Raw genomic sequence first — 17,026 nt, forward strand, 5'->3', positions numbered from 1 at the left:
CGGGTCACTTCACCGCGCTGCCCGCCTTCCACTCCTTCCAGCCCATGTTCCATCCGCCGAGGCCGTTGTCGGGAGCGACCTTTTTGTCATTGCTGTGGACGACCTCGACGACGTCCCCGACGAGGCTGCGGTCGAAGAACCAGCCCGCGGGCGTGTCCGAACCGCCGCCCTTCACATCCCTCAGGCCCACGCAGCCGTGACTGACATTGACCCGCCCGAAGACGTCGGGCGCCCAGTAGTTGCCGTGCAGGAAGGTGCCGGAGTCGGTCAGGCGCATGGCGTGCGGGACGTCCGGGATGTCGTACTCGCCGCCGAAGCCGACCGTGCGGCTGTTCATCCGGGTCACCTCGAGCATCTCGGTGACGACCATCCGGCCGTTGTACGTGGTCGTCTTCGGGGCGCCCGCCGTGATCGGCACGGTGGTCAGCAGTTCGCCGTCCCGCCGGACCTCCATGGTGTGCCGGGCCGCGTCGACCAGGGAGACCTGGCTGCGGCCGACGGTGAAGGAGAACCTCCGGTACTGGAGGCCGTAGACGCCGGGCGCCCCTTCGACGTCGCGCAGTCGGAGCGTGACGGTGACCTGGGTGCCGGGCCTCCAGTACCGCTCGGGACGGAAGTCGAGGCGGCCCCCGCCGAACCAGTGCGGGCGGATCTCCACGGGCGGCTTCGCGGTGACGTGGACGGCCCGTTCGACGGCGGCACGGTTGTCGATCTCCCGGTTGAACTGCAGCGAGACGATCATTCCGGTGCCGACGACGGAGCGGTTCTCCGGGGTGACGTACCCGATGAAGCGCTCCTCGGGGACGTACGTCGTGAACGTGGTGTGCCGGGCGGAGCGGCGGCCGTGGCCGTCCAGGGCGACCGCGTCGACGGTGTACCTCGCGGCCAGCGCCAGTTTCTTCTCGTCGGGCTCCCAGGTCAGACGGTCGTCGGAGAGCTGCCCGGGGACCGGGGACTCCTGCGCGTCCTGGGACTTGACGACCCTCACCGACTCCAGGCGCCCGCTGGGCACCCGGACCCGGAGCTTCCCGTCGGGTCGTACGTCCCTTTCGCCGTCGTCCGGGGTGATCCGGATGACCTCCTCGGGTGCGGGGGGCTTGCCGAGCCCCCCGACGTCGATACCGCCCATGCCGATGTCGCCGGTGCCGTCCGCGGTGCAGCCGGCGGCTCCGGCGAGCAGTCCTGCCCATGTCAGTACGGCGGTCAGTGCGACCCCCGCGCGCCGTGCGCGCCCAGTTACGTGCCTCACGACGACCCCAACGACCGGGCACGCTTCGGGGAAACGTGAGTGCGAGCCAAGCGCTGGGCAGAACAGTGGGGAGAACGACGCGAGAGGGCGCCGCGACCGGGACGCCGTACGCTCTCTTCCCCGTCGTTCCATGAGCCGTGGGAGGCTGAACGGTGTCCAGCGCAGCCGAGCAGGAGGCGGTGGCCGGGGAACGCGCCGCCGAGGACGGGCGCCCCGCCGCCGTGAACGGCGCGCACCCGCGCAGGACGCCCGGCGTCCCGGTGTGGCCGGGGGCGTCGATGCCGTTGGGGGCCCGTTTCCGGGTCGGCCCGGACGGGGTGGCGGGCACCAACTTCGCGCTGTGGGCGGGCGGGGCGGAAGCGGTGGAGCTGTGCCTGTTCGACGAGGCCGGCAAGGAGACCCGCGCCCGGCTCAGCGAGCTCACGCACGAGATATGGCACGGCTTCGTCCCCGGCGTGATGCCGGGCCAGCGCTACGGCTACCGGGTGCACGGCCGCTGGGACCCGTGGACCGGCGGCCGGTGGAACCCGGCGAAGCTGCTCCTCGACCCGTACGCGCGCGCGGTCGACGGCGACTTCTCTCTGCCGCCGGAGGTGTACGGGCACGTCCGGGACTGGCCGCAGCAGCAGGTCGCGGACACCGTGCGCGACGAACGGGACTCGGCGCCGTACGTCCCGAAGGGTGTCGTCGTCCACGACGACCACGCCGACGACGAGTGGCTGGACGACCGCCGCCCGAAGACACCGTGGGCGGACTCGGTGATCTACGAGGTCCATGTGCGGGGCTTCACGCGACTGCACCCGGGGATTCCTCAGGAGCTGCGCGGGACGTACGCCGGCCTCGCCCATCCGGCGGCGATCGAGCACCTGGTGAAGCTGGGCGTGACGGCGGTGGAGCTGCTGCCCGTCCACCAGTTCGCGCACGAGGACCACCTGCTGCGCAAGGGCCTGAAGAACTACTGGGGCTACAACTCGATCGGCTACTTCGCCCCGCACGCCGCCTACGCCGCCTCCGGCACGACGGGTCAGCAGGTCGGCGAGTTCCGGCGGATGGTGCGGGCGCTGCACGCGGCCGGGATCGAGGTCATCCTCGACGTGGTCTACAACCACACGGCGGAGGCGGGCGAACTGGGCCCGACGCTGTCCCTGAAGGGCATCGACAACCGCGGCTACTACCGCCTCCAGTCGGACGCGCGCCGGTACGCCGACTACACGGGCTGCGGCAACACCCTGCACGTCGTCCAGCCGCACGTGCTCAGGCTCATCACCGACTCGCTGCGCTACTGGGTGACGGAGATGGGCGTGGACGGCTTCCGCTTCGACCTGGCGGCGGCGCTGGCCCGCTCCATGCACGACGTCGACATGCTGTCCCCGTTCCTCGCCGTCATCGCCCAGGATCCGGTGCTGCGGCGGGTGAAGCTGATCGCGGAGCCGTGGGACGTGGGGTCGGGCGGCTACCAGGTCGGGTCCTTCCCTCCCCTGTGGACGGAGTGGAACGACCGCTACCGCAACGCGGTCCGGGACTTCTGGCGGGGCGCGCTGCCGGACGTACGGGACCTGGGCTACCGCCTCTCCGGCTCCAGCGACCTGTACGCCTGGGGCGGCCGGCGCCCCTACGCCTCGGTCAACTTCATCACCGCGCACGACGGTTTCACCCTGCGCGACCTGGTGTCGTACGAGCGCAAACACAATGAGGCGAACGGCGAGGGCAACCGGGACGGCACCGGCGACAACCGGTCCTGGAACTGCGGCGCGGAGGGAGAGACGGACGACGAGCGCGTACGGGCGCTCAGGCGCCGCCAGTTGCGGAACCTCCTGACGACCCTCCTCCTGTCGACGGGCGTGCCGATGCTGGTCGCGGGCGACGAGTTGGGGCGCACCCAGCGCGGCAACAACAACGCGTACTGCCAGGACAACGAGATCAGCTGGGTCGACTGGAGCCTGTTGGAGGACCCTGCCTGGAAGGCGCTGTTCGACCTCACCTCCCGCCTGATCGACCTGCGCCACCGCCACCCGGTGCTGCGCCGCCGGGCCTTCTTCTCCGGCCGCGCCCACTCGGCGGACGGCCTGCGCGACCTGGCCTGGTTCACCGCCCGGGGCGCCGAGATGACCGAACAGGACTGGTACGCGCCCGCCGCCACGCTCGGCATGTACCTCTCCGGCCGGGACATCCCCGGCCGCGACGAACGCGGCGCCCCGATCGTCGACGACAGCTTCCTCACCGTCCTGCACGCCGGCGACCGCCCGGCGGACTTCGTCCTGCCGGGCCCGCCGTGGGCGGAGCGATACGAGGTGGTCGTCGACACGTCGAGGGAGGAGCAGGGGGAGCCGCCCGGGGTGGTGCACCGGGCGGGGGCGGCGATCACGGTGCCGGCGCGGGCGGTGTTGTTGCTGCGGGTGGCCGGCTGAGGCAACGTTTCAGCCTCATGAGGAAGTACGTCGGGGTGCGGCTGGACAGCCCGCCGTGAGCGGCCGGCTGGTCATGGCTCCAGCCGCGTTGTGCGCGGAGATCATCACCCGTCCGTCCGACGGTGCGGGCCTCCGCACCGCGGTGGCCGGGAGGAATGGACACGCACGAAGGACCACTCGCACGCCGTGCGGGAGGGACTGGCTTCCACCGGCAAGGTGATCACCCCGGCCGCGGCCATCATGATGTTCGTCTTCGGCGCGTTCGTACTCAGCTCCGACCGGATGCTCCAGCAATTCGGGCTCGGCCTCGCCGTCGCGATCCTGCTGGACGCTGTGGTGATCCGCTGCCTCATCGTCCCGGCCGTCATGCAGATGCTCGGCAAACGGGCCTGGTGGCTCCCCGCACCACTCGCCGGCAAGCTGCCCAAGGTGTCCATCGAAGGCCCCGGGCACGGCCAGGCGCTCCGCTGGAAGTGCCGCGACATGCCGTCGGTCGTCCACGACACCGTCGTGGCTGGTCGCGCAGTTCCCCGCGCCCCTTCAGGGCGCTGCCGAACCGCAGCCGACTTCCCAGTGTCCAGCTGAGACTTCTCAGCTGGACACATCCACAGAACGTGATCCACCCCCAGCACGCGCCCCCGGCCCACTGGGACCGCGGTACCAGTGGGCCGCCGATGAGTCGCCCGCCGTCCCAGAGACTCGCTCTTCCCCCGTCCGTAGCTTCGAAAGCCGAGGTCATGGCCCTTCCGTGACCGGTACAGGTCGGCCGACTCCCTCTCGACCGGCGCAGGGTTCGCGGTCTTCGCCGGCTGGGCGGCCCTCGCGCTCGTCGCGGCAGCCATCCGGATGAAGCGGACCGACACTTGAGTCGGGAAGTCGGGAAGTGGGGACAATCGGGCCCATGAGTCCGCACCTTTCGGCCGTCGCCGCGGACCAGGCCCCGGGGGCGGCAGCGTCGCCGCCCGCGGGGTCCGAGGCCGACTGGGGACACCCCGTGCTGGACTGGCTGCCGCGCCGCCGGCGCCGCCCGCGGCAACTGGACCAGTGTGGCGGTTCCTGTCCCTGACAACGCTCGGCAGCCTGATCTGGAACGCGGGCTTCGTCGTAGCCGGCTACCAGCTGGGCGCCAACTGGCAGACCGTGGACGAGTACGCGGACATCTTCCAGAAAGCGGTCATCGCAGTCGTCGCACTGTCCGTCGTCGTGTTCGTGGCGGTCCGCATGCGCGAACGGGGACAGAGCCAGGGCAATGCCCCGTAGCTGTCCCGTCGGACATGGACGCGATCACCCCGGACAAGCCCGAGTTGCTCGCAGAGCTCAAAGCGCCGTGGAAGAAGATCGCGGGCGGGCCGCTGCCGTACCCGGCCTCCTGATCAGCCCAGGATCCCGCGGTCGTACGCCGTCGCCACCGCCGCCGCGCGGTCCTTGACGCCCAACTTGGCGTACAGGTGGGTCAGGTGGGTTTTGACGGTGGCCTCGCTGATGAAGAGTTCGCGGGCGATCTCGCGGTTGGACGTGCCCCTGGCGACCAGGGCGAGAACCTCGCGCTCGCGGGCGGAGAGGGGTTCGTTGCCGGGGGTTGGCAACTGCTGCTGGTTTACCGAGCATGAGTGATTTCTGATGAGCGTGAGTGAGTGTCCATGCCCGATGCGGTTGTTCCGCTGTGCGTCAGGAGGGTCTCCTCCGCGCTGGGATGTCCTGTGGTCCTTTGCTGTCGGAGGGGAACGGAAGTTCCGGAGTCGAATGGGTGACCTTCGCGGGGGCTGCTCGTTGACTGCCGAGACGGGGGGTCTTTGGCCGGGCGGGAGGGGGAGCGGTGGCGGGTCTGCGGGAGTTGGCGGCGTCGTTCGTGGTGCCTGGCCCGGCTGGGGTGGCTGTTCGGGACCGGCTGCGGGTGAGCGAGTCGGACGCGGCGGTGTTGACCGAGGTGGGGGTGTTCCTGGGGTCGCTGGCGGCCGGGGATCTCGCGGAACGCTGCCGGCAGGGCGCCGCGCATGATGCCGCCTCATGGGCGGTACGCAAAAGGTCGCTGACGGGGAGGTCGTCGGCGCGGTGGGCGGGCAGCATCACCAAAGCCAGCCACGACCAGTGGGCGCTGGCCAGGCGCGGGCAGGCCGCCCATCTGGGCTGGCTGCGCGGGCAGATCGCGTCCATCGAGACACGGCTGGCCCGGCCGCTGGGCGCCAAGGGGGACAGGCGCGCGGGGCTGGTGCGCGGCTATGGCAGCAGGGTGGAGTGGCATGCCAAGTCCCGCCGCCTGCACGCCCTGAAGGACCGGCTCGCGGTGGTGGAGGCGGAATGGGCGGCGGGCCGGGTGCATGTGGTGCGCGGCGGAAAGCGCCTCGCGAACACCCGCCACCACCTGCAGGCCGCCGGGCTGAGTGAGAGGGCGTGGCGGGAACGCTGGCGGGCGGAGCAGATGTTCCTGGCCGCAGACGGAGAGACGGGCAAGCGCTTCGGCAACGAGACGATCCGCGTCACCGACACCGGACAGGTCTCCCTCAAACTCCCGGCCCCGCTCGCCCACCTGGCCAACGCACCCTACGGCCGCTACCTGCTGGACGCGACCGTACGCTTCCAGCATCGGGGGCAGGAGTGGCTCGACCGGATCACCGCCCATCGGGCGGTGGCCTACCGCATCCACCACGACCCGGCGCGGGGGCGCTGGTATGTGACCGCGTCCTGGCAGCGCGCCGCCGTCCCCGTCCTGCCATTGGAGGCGGCGCTGGCCCGGGGTGTGGTGGGGGTGGACATGAACGACGACCACCTCGCCGCCTGGCACCTGGACGTGCACGGCAACCCGGTCGGCGATCCCCAAAGGTTCTTCTACGACCTGACCGGCACTGCCCAGCATCGGGACGCGCAGATCCGGCACGCGCTGACCCGACTGCTGCACCATGCCCGACGGTGCTGGGCGTCCGCGATCGCCATCGAGGACCTCGACTTCACCGACGGCACCGGCCGTGAGAAGCACGGCCGCAACAAACGCTTCCGCCGCCTCATCTCCCGCTTCCCCACCGCCAAACTCAAAGCCCGCCTCGTGTCGATGGCCGCCGAGCAGAACGTCGCGATCGTCGCGGTGGATCCGGCCTACACCTCCCGGTGGGGTGCGCAGCACTGGCAGAAACCGCTGACCACCCCACGACGCAAACTGTCCCGGCACGATGCGGCAAGCATCGCGATCGGGCGACGCGCCCTCGGGTATCCGATCCGGCGACGGACGGCACCGCCCCACCCCGACCAGAGTGATCGTGGTGGGCATCGGACCGCCCAGGCCCGACCGGAGACCCGGCGGCGTGAGGAAACCCGCCCCCACATTCCCAGACCGCGCACCGGATGCGCGCCGCCCGGCCGTGGAGCGAAAGCGGGCGACCAGGATGCCCAACACCGTTCGGGGCACCCGGCTGAGCAGCAGTCTTGGCAACAGGACTCACTCCCGCTCAGTCTGTAGGAACGGTTCGGGGCGTACGGACCGCGGAGACCAGGCGGGAGGCGACGGCCGGGGAGAGGACCGTGCGACCGTCGGCGGCCGCGCGGACGGCCGTGAAAAGTTCCTCGCGCGGGGCGTCCTTGAGGAGGTAGCCGGTCGCGCCCGCCTCGATGCTGGGGAGTGTGTCGGAGTCGGTGTCGTACGTCGTCAGCACGAGGACCTTGGCGCGGGCGCCCCGCCGACTCAGCTCGGCGATCGCGTCGACGCCGCCGCCGCCCGGCATGCGGAGATCCATCAGGATCACGTCGGGGTCGAGTGCGGCCGACTTCTCCAGCGCCTCGACGCCGTTCGACGCCTCCCCGAGGACCGTGGATCCGAGTGCGGACTCGAACATGCCGCGCAGACCGTCCCGTACAACGGGATGGTCGTCGACGATCAGCAGGGAGATCAGCACCTCGTCACTCATGGCGGACCAACGGTACGCGAGCCGACAGGGCCGTACCGTGCCCCGGCTCGGACTCGACGGTGAGGGCACCGGCGATGCGTTCGGCACGGGCGCGCATCCCGTCGAGACCGAAGCCACCGGAGGGGGTGCGTTCGGGGATGGCGAGCGGGTCGAAGCCGCGGCCGTCGTCGCGGATGTCGAGGACGACCTCCTCGCCCATGAAGGAGAGGGTGACGCCGACGCGGGTGGCGTGCGCGTGCCGGGAGGCGTTGGAGAGGGCCTCCTGGGCGATACAGAGGATGGTGGGAGGACCGTGACGCCCCTTTCGCGGATGTCCTCGATCAGCTCCCAGGTGTCGCGGCGGGCCCGCGGGTAGAGGCCGGTGGTCAGCTCGTCCAGGACGACGATCCGGCAGTTGCCGATGAGGGCCAGCGCGATGAACAGGCGCTGCTTCTGGCCACCGGACAGCTTGCCGAACCGGGTGGCCAGCTTCGGGGTCAGACCGAGGCGTTCGGCCAGCGGCCGCCAGTCCAGCGGGTGCGGATAGAAGGCGGCGTACAGTTCCAGCGCCTCGCGGACTGTGAGCTTGGCCTGGAGTTCGCTCTGCTGGAGCTGGGCGCCGAGCACGCCGGCGACCCGCGCGTGGTCGGTGACCGGATTCAGACCGGTGACACGGACGCAGCCCGCGTCGGGGGTCCGCAGCCCCTCGACGCACTCGACGGTGGTGGTCTTGCCGGCGCCGTTCGGGCCGAGGATGCCGAAGATCTCGCCCTCCTCGACGGTGAAGGAGACACCGTCGACGACGGCCCGGCCGCCGTAGGACTTGTGCAGGTCGCTCACTTCGATGACGGACATGACCCCAGCGTCCCGGCGCTGGGGCGGCCCGCACATCGGCCGTCGCGCTCGAACCGGCATCGACCGATCGGTTGATGCGGTGCCGCGACCCGTCGGGTTTCTGCCGTACGGACGTGGCGCCCCCGTCGTACGGCTCGCACGCCCCGCCACACAGCCCTCACCTCTTCACCGCACGACCCCCGCACCTTCCCCCGACGACCCTCGAACACGCAGGTCGCAGGTCCAGCGGCCGGTTCGGGTCCGGCCAAAACTCGGTGTTCGATGTCAGTGCCGGTCCGTAGGCTCACTGCTGATGTCCACGACACGTGCAACCGCCGAGGACCGCTCGGCGGTCAGAACCCTGCTGCGCCTGTGGCCGTACGTCCGCCCGGTGCGGGCGCGGCTGTTCAGCGCCGCGTTCGTCGCGGTGCTCGCCTCCTGTACGGGGCTGGTGATCCCGCTCGTCCTGAAGTGGATGGTGGACGGGCCGGTCGCCGACCGGGACCCGGCGGGGGTGTGGCTCGGGGCGTTGTACCTGCTGCTGCTCGGGCTCGCGGAGGCGCTGCTGTTCGGACTGCGGCGGTGGCTGGTGGCGCGGCCGCTGTCGCATGTCGAGGCGGAGATGCGGGCGGATCTGTACCGGCATCTGCAGCGGCTGCCGGTGGCCTTCCACGACCGGTGGGCGTCGGGGCAGTTACTGTCCCGGGGGACCACGGATCTGATGCTGCTGCGGATGTTCCTCGCCTTCCCGCTGACCTTCCTGCTGGTCAACGCCGTGACGATCCTGGTCGGTGTGGTGATCATGCTGGTGCAGGACTGGTCGCTGGGTCTGGTGATCCTGGTTCCGGCCGTCCCCGTGATGGTGACCTGCGTGATCTTCGAGAAGCGGTACTCCCTGGTGGCGCGGCGCGCGCAGGACCAGGTGGGTGACCTGACCACGGTCGTCGAGGAGAGCGTGCTCGGCATCCGCATCATCAAGGGCTTCGGCCGGCACCGCAGCCAGGCCCGGGCGTTCCGTGAACTGTCCCGCACCCTGCGCGGCACCGAACTGCGCAAGGCGGGGCTGCTGGCGACCATCTGGGGCGTCATCGTGACGCTGCCGGAGCTGGCGATCGGGGCGGCGCTGGTACTGGGGGCGGTGCAGGTGGCGGACGGGGAACTGTCGGCCGGCACCCTGGTCGCCTTCCTGTCGACGGCCCTCGCGCTGCGGTGGCCGGTGGACTCCATCGGCTTCCTGCTCGCGATGAGTCAGGATGCGGCCTCGGCGACCGAACGGTACTTCGAGGTGATGGACGAGGAGCCGGAGCCGAAGGGCAGTACCGGCGCGACGCGCGCCGAGGACAGCGGACTGCGCTTCCACCAGGTCCGCTTCCGCTACCCCGACGCCCCCGAGGACTCCCCGCCCCTCCTCGACGGCATCGATCTCCACATCCGCCCCGGCGAGTCCATGGCCCTCGTGGGCGCGACCGGAAGCGGCAAGACCACCCTCACCGCCCTGGTACCCCGCCTCCACGAGGTGACGTCGGGCCGGATCACGCTGGACGGGCAGGACATCACGGCCATGTCCAGGGAGGAGCTCCGCTCCAGGGTCGCCGTCGCCTTCGAGGAACCCACCCTGTTCTCCGCCGCTGTGAGCGAGAACGTCCTCATGGGCGCCGGCGGCGGCGCGGGAACCGTCGAGCTGGAGCGTGCCCTCGCCGTGGCCCAGGCCGACTTCGTGCACCGCCTCCCCCAGGGCACCGACACCCAGGTCGGAGAGCAGGGCCACAGCCTCTCCGGCGGCCAGCGGCAGCGCCTCGCGCTGGCCCGGGCGGTCGTCGGCAAGCCCCGGTTCCTCGTGCTGGACGACCCGCTGTCCGCCCTCGACGTGCACACCGAGGCAGCCGTGGAGGCCGCGCTGCGGGACGTCCTCGCGGACACCACCGCCCTGATCGTGGCGCACCGCCCGTCGACCGTTCTGCTCGCCGACCGCGTCGCGCTGCTGTCCGGCGGCCGGATCAGCGCCGTCGGCACCCATCACGAACTGCTGCGTACCAACGCCGAGTACGCCCACCTGATGGCCGGCACCGACGAGGAGGACGGCCGATGACGGCGACCACGACCACCGCACCGGACAAGGACTGGGACGAGGGCGAGGACAAAGGCAAGGACAAGGGCAAGAAGCAGCCGACCGGGGAACCCCACGGATCGGGCGACCCCTTCGACCGGGACGTCCTGCCCACTCCCCCGGGCGCCACCGGCACCCTCCTGCGTTCCCTGCTCGCTCCGATGCGGGCCCGGGTCACGTTCGCCTCGTTCCTGCTGCTGCTCCAGCAGGCGGCGGTGCAGGCGGGCCCGCTGCTGGTGGCGTACGCCATCGACCGCGCGGTGCCGGCGTTCCGGGACCACGACAACGGCCCGCTGATCGCCGTGGCGGTCGGCTATCTGCTGTGCGCGCTGCTCTCCGGCGGGCTCCAGTACGCGTTCGTCATCGCCTCCGCCCGCGTCAACCAGGACGTGCTGCTGGACCTGCGCGGCCGGATCTTCCGGCACGCGCAGGCGCTGAGCGTCGACTTCCACGAGCGGTACACGTCCGGCCGGCTGATCTCCCGCTCCACCACCGACGTGGAGTCGCTGCGCGAGCTGCTCAGCGAGGGCCTGCAGGAGCTGATCACGGTCATCCTGTCCTTCGTCTACATCTCGGTGCTGCTGCTCTGGCTCGACCTGGGGCTGGGCGCGGTCGCGGTGGCCTCCTTCGTGCCGCTGTACCTCCTCGTACGGTCGTACCGACGGCGAGCGGCGCGGGTGTACGGGAAGCGGTCCACGGCGATCGCCGCCGTGATCGTGAAGTTCGTCGAGACGATGAACGGCATCCGCCCCGTGCGCGCGTTCCGCCGCGAGGCCGCCAACGACGCCGACTTCGCCACCCTCAACAAGCGGCACGAGCGGACCAACGGGGACGCGCTGCTGGAGATGGCCCGCTATGTCGTCAGCTCCCGGCTGGTCGCCAACACGGCGGTCGCGCTGATCGTGCTGTGGGGCGCCTACCGGGTGGCGGACGACTCGCTGGAGCTGGGTGTGCTGGCGGCGGCGGTGCTGTATCTGCGGCGGCTGTACGACCCGATCGACCGGCTCGGGATGTTCCTGAACTCCTACCAGTCGGCGGCGGCCTCGCTGGAGAAGATCGCGGGGCTGCTGGCACAGACGCCGTCCGTGCCGGAGCCGGCTTCTCCCCGGGAACTCCCGCCGCTGGAGTCGGAGTTCCCCGGCCGCGAGGTGGTCTTCGACGGGGTCCGGTTCGCCTACCGCACCGGCGGCGAGGTGCTGCCCCGCTTCGATCTGACGCTGCCGGCCGGGCAGACGGTCGCGGTCGTCGGCTCGACGGGTGCGGGCAAGTCGACCCTGGCCAAGCTGCTGGCCCGGTTCTACGACCCCACCGAGGGCCGGGTCCTGCTCGACGGTGTCGACCTGCGCGAGCTGTCCGTGCCCGAACTGCGGCGCGGGGTGGTCATGGTGACGCAGGAGGCGTTCCTGTTCTCCGGCACGGTCGCCGAGAACATCGCCATCGGACGGCCGGACGCCACCCGAGAGGACATCGAGCGGGCCGCGAAGGCGATCGGCGCGCACGAGTTCATCAGCTCCCTGCCCGACGGCTACGACACGGACGTCCGCAAGCGCGGCGGACGTATCTCCGCCGGTCAGCGCCAACTCGTCGCGTTCGCACGGGCCTTGCTCGCCGATCCGGCTGTGCTGATCCTGGACGAGGCGACCAGCTCGCTCGACATCCCGGGCGAACGGGCCGTGCAGCGGGCGATGGCGACGGTCCTCAACGGCCGTACGGCGGTGGTGATCGCGCACCGGCTGTCGACCGTGGAGATCGCCGACCGGGTGCTGGTGATGGAGCACGGCCGGATCGTGGAGGACGGCACCCCGGCCGAACTCATCGCGGAGACCGGCCGGTTCGCGGATCTGCACCGGGCGTGGCGGGACAGTCTGGCGTGAGGGTGCGGGGGCCAGGGGGAGCCTTGCGGGGGGAGCGGTGATCGACGCGTACGAGGATCCCGGCACGCCCGACTGTCGCGGCGGCTGGCGGTACCTGTGGTGGCTGGTGCTGCGGCAGCCGGGGCGGTCGGCGGCGGGCGCGCTGCTGGGCAGCGTGTGGATGGTGCTGCTCGCGGCGACGCCGTTCCTGATGGCCAAGGCGGTGGACGAAGGGCTGGAGAAGGGCGACCTGGGGGCGCTGGCCCTGTGGACCGGTCTGCTGGTGGCGGTCGGGGCGTTCAACGCCTGGCTGAGCATCATGCGGCACCGCACGATGACCCGGGTGCGGATGGACGCCAACTTCCGCACCGTCAAGGTCGTCGTCGGCCACGCGGTGCGCCTCGGGGCCGCGCTGCCCCGGCGGGTCGGCGCCGGGGAGGTCGTGACCATCGGGGTCGGCGACGTGAACCAGATCAGCTCGGCCCTCACGGTCATCGGGCCCGGCGTCGGCGCGGTCGTCGCCTACCTGGTGGTCGCCGGACTCCTGCTGACCGTGTCCACGCAGCTCGCCCTGGTGGTGCTGCTCGGGGTGCCGGTGGTGGCCGTGCTCGTCGGCCCGCTGATGCTCCGGTTGCAGGGCACGGAGGCGGAGTACCGGGAGCGGCAGGGCGTACTGACGGCACGCATCGGCGACCTCGCGAGCGGACTGCGCGTCCTCAACGGGCTCGGCGGCAAGGGCCTGGTCGCCGACGCCTTCCGGCACGACTCGACGCGGCTGCGCGAGCAGGGCTACCGGGTCGGCGCGGTCACCAGCTGGATGCAGGCGCTCGGAGTCGGGCTGCCCACGCTGTATCTCGCGGTGGTGACCTGGATGGCGGCCCGGATGACCGCCCAAGGGACGCTCACCGTGGGCCAGTTGGTGTCGGTGTACGGCTATGTCGCTGTGCTGGTGCGCCCGGTGGCGTACTTCCTCGACTGGGGCTACCAGCTCGGCCGGGGTGTGGTGGCCGCCCGGCGGGTCGTACGGCTGCTGCGGGTGGCGCCCGAGCCGGACGCCGGGACGTGCGAGGCCCCCGCCGAGCCGTCGGCGCTGCACGACCCGGAGTCCGGGGTGCGGGTGCCGCCGGGGCGGCTGACCGCGCTGGCCGGGGCCCGGCCCGCGGACGCGGCGGCCGTCGTCGACCGGCTCGGCCGGTACGCGCCGTCGGCGGTGACCTGGGGCGGGGTACGCCTGGACGCGGTGCCGTTGCCGCAGGTCCGGGCCCGGATCCTGGTCGCCGACCACGAGGCCGACCTGTTCGCGGGGCCGTTGCGGGACGTGGTCGGCGGGCGCGGGGAACCGGCCGACGCGGAGATCATGAGGGCGGTGCGGGCCGCCGCGGCCGAGGACCTGGTGCGGGGCCTGCCGGACGGGCTGGACTCGGCGATCGACGCGCAGGGACGCAACCTCTCCGGCGGGCAGCGGCAGCGGGTCCGGCTGGTGCGGGCGCTGCTGGCCGACCCGGAGGTCCTGCTGGCCGTCGAACCGACCTCCGCGCTGGACGCTCACACGGAGGCGGCCGTGGCGTCCCGGCTGCGGGAGGCACGCCGGGGTCGTACCACCGTGGTCACCACCACGTCCCCGCTCATGCTCGCCCGTGTGGACACCGTGCACTACCTGGTCGACGGCAAGGTCGCGGCCACCGGCACCCACCAGCGGCTGCTGGCGGAGGAACCCGGGTACCGGGCGCTGGTGACGCGGGACGCCCACACTTCCGGCGAGGAGATCGCCACCGGTACCGAGGAGATCGTCGGATGACCAGTACCGAGGAGATCGTCGGATGACCCGGGGACAGCTCCCCGTCGCCGACCCCGGCGCCGTACGGCGGGCCTCCGTACGGCTGGTGCGCGCCGACGGGCGGGCCTTCGCCGGAGTGCTCGCGCTGAACGCGGCGGCCGCCGGGGTCGGGCTCGCAGGGCCGTGGCTGCTGGGGCGGATCATCGACGAGGTACGGGCCGGGGGCGGTGTCGACGCGGTGGACCGGGCCGCGCTCGGGATCCTGGTCTGTGCGGCGGCCCAGCTGCTGCTGGCGCGCTGGGCCCGGTACGCGGGGCACCGGTTCGGCGAGCGGACGCTGGCGCGGGTGCGCGAGGAGTTCGTGGACCGGGCCCTGGCGCTGCCCGCGTCCGTGGTGGAGCGGGCCGGCACCGGCGACCTGACGGCCCGCGGGACCGCGGACGTGGCCACCGTCGGCACCACGCTGCGCGACGCCGGACCCCAACTGCTCATCAACACCGTGCAGGCACTGTTCCTGCTCGGCGCGGTCTTCGTGATCGACCCGCTGCTCGGCGCCCTGGCCGTGCTCGGCCTGATGCCGGTCTGGTTCGCCCTGCGCTGGTATCTGCGCCGCGCCCGGGACGCCTATCTCGCCGAGGGCGCGGCGAACTCGGAGGTCGCCGAGACGCTCGCGGCGACCGCGGCGGGGGCCCGCGCGGTGGAGGCGTTCCGGCTGCGGGAGCGCCGGGTCGCGGTGAACCGTCAGGCGCTGGAGCGGTCCCGGCGCAGGCGCCTGTACACGCTGTACCTGCGCTCGGTGTTCTTCCCGGTGGTGGAGGTCTCGTACCTCCTCCCTGTGGCGGGGGTGCTGCTGCTCGGCGGAGTGCTGCACACGCACGGGACGGTGAGTCTCGGGGCGGTCGTGGCGGCGGCGCTGTATCTGCGGCAGTTCGAGGGGCCGCTGGACGAGATCCTGGTCCGGATCGAACAACTGCAGAGCAGCGGCGCCTCCTTCGCCCGGGTGGAGGGCCTCGCCGGTGCCCCGCGGGCCGACGAGGACCACGGCTCCCCCGCCGCCCCGGCGGACGACCGGATCGACGTGACCGACGTGCGCTATGCCTACGACCGGGGCCGCCAGGTACTGCACGGGGTGGACCTGACCGTGCGTCCCGGGGAGCGGCTGGCGGTCGTCGGTCCCTCCGGTGCCGGGAAGTCCACACTGAGCAGGCTGCTGGCCGGGGTCGACGCGCCGAGCACGGGGGCGGTGACGGTGGGCGGGGTGCCCGTCGTCGGGCTCGGCCCGGAGCAGCTGCGCCGGCAGGTCGTCCTCGTCACGCAGGAGCACCACGTGTTCCTGGGCACGGTCCGCGACAACCTGCTGATCGCCGAACCGGCCGCGACGGACGAGCAGTTGTGGTCCGCCCTGACGACGGTCGGCGCCGACACCTGGGTGCGGGAGCTGCCCAATGGGCTCAACACCGAGCTGGGCGAGGGAGGTTGCCGTACGGACGGCTCCCAGGCGCAGCAACTCGCCCTGGCCCGGGTGGTCCTGGCCGACCCGCACACCCTGATCCTCGACGAGGCCACGGCCCTGCTGGATCCGACGACCGCCCGGCACACCGAGCGCGCCCTGGCCGCCGTACTGGAAGGCCGTACGGTCATCGCGATCGCCCACCGCCTGCACACGGCCCACGACGCCGACCGGGTGGCCGTGATGGAGGACGGCCGCCTGACCGAACTCGGCACGCACGAGGAACTGGTGGCGGCGGGCGGGGCGTACGCGGCGCTGTGGGGGTCGTGGCACGGGGATGCCGGGCCGGGCGGGGACTCTGCGCCACAGCACTGAGCACGACCGTTCAGCTGAGGAAAAGGCTCGATGTATCAGACACTCACTGCCACCGATTTGGTCATGAATTCGCGTTGCGCGCGTCTTCGTACACCACATGGAGGGGTGGATCGGTCGGGAGGGGTTCGAAGCGCTGGGGCGTGCCGGGGCGGAGCGCCGGCGATACCGCCGCCCAGACCGCTCGGGCCTGGTCGTCGTCGTATGCCGCGAAGTCCGGGCCGGCCTGCAGCCAGATCGCTCCGCCGGCCAGTTCTTCCACTTCGTGGAAAGCTCCGGAATCAAGCAACGCTTGTTTCCCGCCCACAGCGGCGGAAAGCTCTTTCGGGCATACCGTTACCCAACTGTACCCGCGAAGGTACTGTCGGCTCTCGGATACCGTCTGCTTCGGAAGAAGCCAGGGCGGACCCAGCACTGTCTCCAGTGGCGTCTTTCCCAGAGTGTAAAGGTGAGCGATGTGACCGAATGACGGGTCCAGCGTGTTCGCCTGGGTCTTCATAAAGCGCAGAAAGGCTCTCTGGAAGCCGGGGTCGCGCAGGGAATCCTCGGGAATGTTACAGCCGAGACGCACCCACGATTCCGCCTTTTCCAGGCGCTCGACCGTGAGTCGGGCCAGCCGGAGGCGAGGCTGGCAGTCGGCCCCCAGCTTGGAGATACCGACTTCAGCGGAGAAGGGGCCAGTGGAGACCTTACGGTAGAACCAGTCGAGGTTCTTCTCGGAAATAACTCTGGCCGAATCGCGAAGATTGCGCCCGACCCGCTCGGTCACCCCGCAGAAGCCCCACCATGAATCCGGAGGGCCGAGCGGGCCTCCACGCATCCCCTTCGGGTCGAGCGGAGGCCCGCTGAGAATGGCCCCCAGCTCATCAGGGAAGAGGTCACGCAGCGCACCCTCGAACCACTCCCTCATGCTGCCCGAGTACTCGGCCTCAGAACGAAACTCGACATCGATCTCGCCTCGTACCACGAATCCACCCTCGGCCACGCGACACCTCACTATGGGTTGCAAGTTTTCAGCCTGTGAGTCAGCGGACGAGAGTGTATCAGAGCATAAAATCATCCAACAGATTTACCCCCTCGCCGTCGGTACAACTTGACAAC

The 17,026-nt window shown here is 71.3% G+C and carries 9 protein-coding genes and 5 pseudogenes; 8 read left to right on the forward strand and 6 right to left on the reverse strand.

Features of this window, described 5'->3' with window-relative positions; genetic code table 11:
* Positions 1-4: 4 nt before the first annotated feature.
* Positions 5-1,249: an Ig-like domain-containing protein gene (locus ACIBK3_RS31185; protein WP_399370750.1), complete on the reverse strand. Its 1,245-nt coding sequence runs from the start codon at positions 1,247-1,249 to the stop codon at positions 5-7.
* Positions 1,250-1,401: 152 nt separating this feature from the next.
* Here ACIBK3_RS31185 and glgX point away from each other — a divergent pair, with 152 nt between their 5' ends.
* The 3 genes and pseudogenes from glgX (at position 1,402) to ACIBK3_RS31200 (ending at position 4,917) form a co-directional block, all read left to right on the forward strand.
* Entirely contained in the window at positions 1,402-3,657 is a 2,256-nt protein-coding gene (gene glgX, locus ACIBK3_RS31190) for a glycogen debranching protein GlgX (RefSeq protein WP_399370751.1), read from the forward strand.
* A 150-nt stretch (positions 3,658-3,807) separates the two neighbouring features.
* Positions 3,808-4,110 (forward strand): annotated as a pseudogene (locus ACIBK3_RS31195) (MMPL family transporter); the annotation flags it as partial.
* A 591-nt stretch (positions 4,111-4,701) separates the two neighbouring features.
* On the forward strand, positions 4,702-4,917 hold the full coding sequence (locus tag ACIBK3_RS31200; protein WP_399370752.1) for a DedA family protein: 216 nt from the start codon (positions 4,702-4,704) through the stop codon (positions 4,915-4,917).
* Positions 4,918-5,030: 113 nt separating this feature from the next.
* Here the strand turns inward: ACIBK3_RS31200 and ACIBK3_RS31205 are convergent.
* Positions 5,031-5,237 (reverse strand): annotated as a pseudogene (locus ACIBK3_RS31205) (response regulator transcription factor); the annotation flags it as partial.
* Between the two features lie 236 nt (positions 5,238-5,473).
* On the opposite strand from ACIBK3_RS31205, the gene ACIBK3_RS31210 reads away from it, so the two are divergent.
* Positions 5,474-7,108 (forward strand): IS200/IS605 family accessory protein TnpB-related protein, encoded by a 1,635-nt coding sequence (locus ACIBK3_RS31210; RefSeq protein WP_399370753.1) that lies wholly within the window; start codon positions 5,474-5,476, stop codon positions 7,106-7,108.
* A 4-nt stretch (positions 7,109-7,112) separates the two neighbouring features.
* Here the strand turns inward: ACIBK3_RS31210 and ACIBK3_RS31215 are convergent.
* The 3 pseudogenes from ACIBK3_RS31215 to ACIBK3_RS31225 form a co-directional block, all read right to left on the reverse strand.
* Positions 7,113-7,553, reverse strand: a pseudogene (locus tag ACIBK3_RS31215) (response regulator transcription factor); the annotation flags it as partial.
* Positions 7,546-7,836 (reverse strand): annotated as a pseudogene (locus ACIBK3_RS31220) (ATP-binding protein); the annotation flags it as partial. The pseudogenes ACIBK3_RS31220 and ACIBK3_RS31215, both read right to left, overlap by 8 nt.
* A gap of 2 nt (positions 7,837-7,838) precedes the next feature.
* A pseudogene (locus ACIBK3_RS31225) lies at positions 7,839-8,387 on the reverse strand (ABC transporter ATP-binding protein); the annotation flags it as partial.
* 292 nt (positions 8,388-8,679) lie between these two features.
* On the opposite strand from ACIBK3_RS31225, the gene ACIBK3_RS31230 reads away from it, so the two are divergent.
* The 4 genes from ACIBK3_RS31230 to ACIBK3_RS31245 are packed head-to-tail and all read left to right on the forward strand — an operon-like array spanning position 8,680 to position 15,928.
* Positions 8,680-10,455: an ABC transporter ATP-binding protein gene (locus ACIBK3_RS31230; RefSeq protein WP_399370755.1), complete on the forward strand. Its 1,776-nt coding sequence runs from the start codon at positions 8,680-8,682 to the stop codon at positions 10,453-10,455.
* Complete coding sequence (locus tag ACIBK3_RS31235; RefSeq protein WP_399370757.1) at positions 10,452-12,347, forward strand: ABC transporter ATP-binding protein; 1,896 nt, start codon at positions 10,452-10,454, stop codon at positions 12,345-12,347. The genes ACIBK3_RS31230 and ACIBK3_RS31235 overlap by 4 nt, the downstream gene beginning before the upstream one ends.
* A gap of 37 nt (positions 12,348-12,384) precedes the next feature.
* Entirely contained in the window at positions 12,385-14,124 is a 1,740-nt protein-coding gene (locus tag ACIBK3_RS31240) for an ABC transporter transmembrane domain-containing protein (RefSeq protein ID WP_399370758.1), read from the forward strand.
* A 22-nt stretch (positions 14,125-14,146) separates the two neighbouring features.
* Positions 14,147-15,928 carry an ABC transporter ATP-binding protein gene (locus ACIBK3_RS31245; protein WP_399370759.1) on the forward strand — a complete coding sequence of 594 codons (1,782 nt, stop codon included), beginning with the start codon at positions 14,147-14,149 and terminating at the stop codon, positions 15,926-15,928.
* Between the two features lie 61 nt (positions 15,929-15,989).
* On the opposite strand, the gene ACIBK3_RS31250 is transcribed toward ACIBK3_RS31245, so the two are convergent.
* Positions 15,990-16,910, reverse strand: a complete 921-nt coding sequence (locus tag ACIBK3_RS31250) for a hypothetical protein (RefSeq protein WP_399370760.1) — start codon at positions 16,908-16,910, stop codon at positions 15,990-15,992.
* Positions 16,911-17,026: the final 116 nt, after the last annotated feature.

This window comes from Streptomyces sp. NPDC050287 (assembly GCF_044459385.1).
Classification (GTDB): Bacteria; Actinomycetota; Actinomycetes; order Streptomycetales; family Streptomycetaceae; genus Streptomyces.

What these genes read in the sequence shown, in the direction of transcription:
- ACIBK3_RS31230 (WP_399370755.1), top strand. Translation starts at nt 8,680, where the DNA reads ATGTCCACGACACGTGCAACCGCCGAGGACCGCTCGGCGGTCAGAACC.
- ACIBK3_RS31235 (WP_399370757.1), top strand. Translation starts at nt 10,452, where the DNA reads ATGACGGCGACCACGACCACCGCACCGGACAAGGACTGGGACGAGGGC.
- ACIBK3_RS31245 (WP_399370759.1), top strand. Translation starts at nt 14,147, where the DNA reads ATGACCCGGGGACAGCTCCCCGTCGCCGACCCCGGCGCCGTACGGCGG.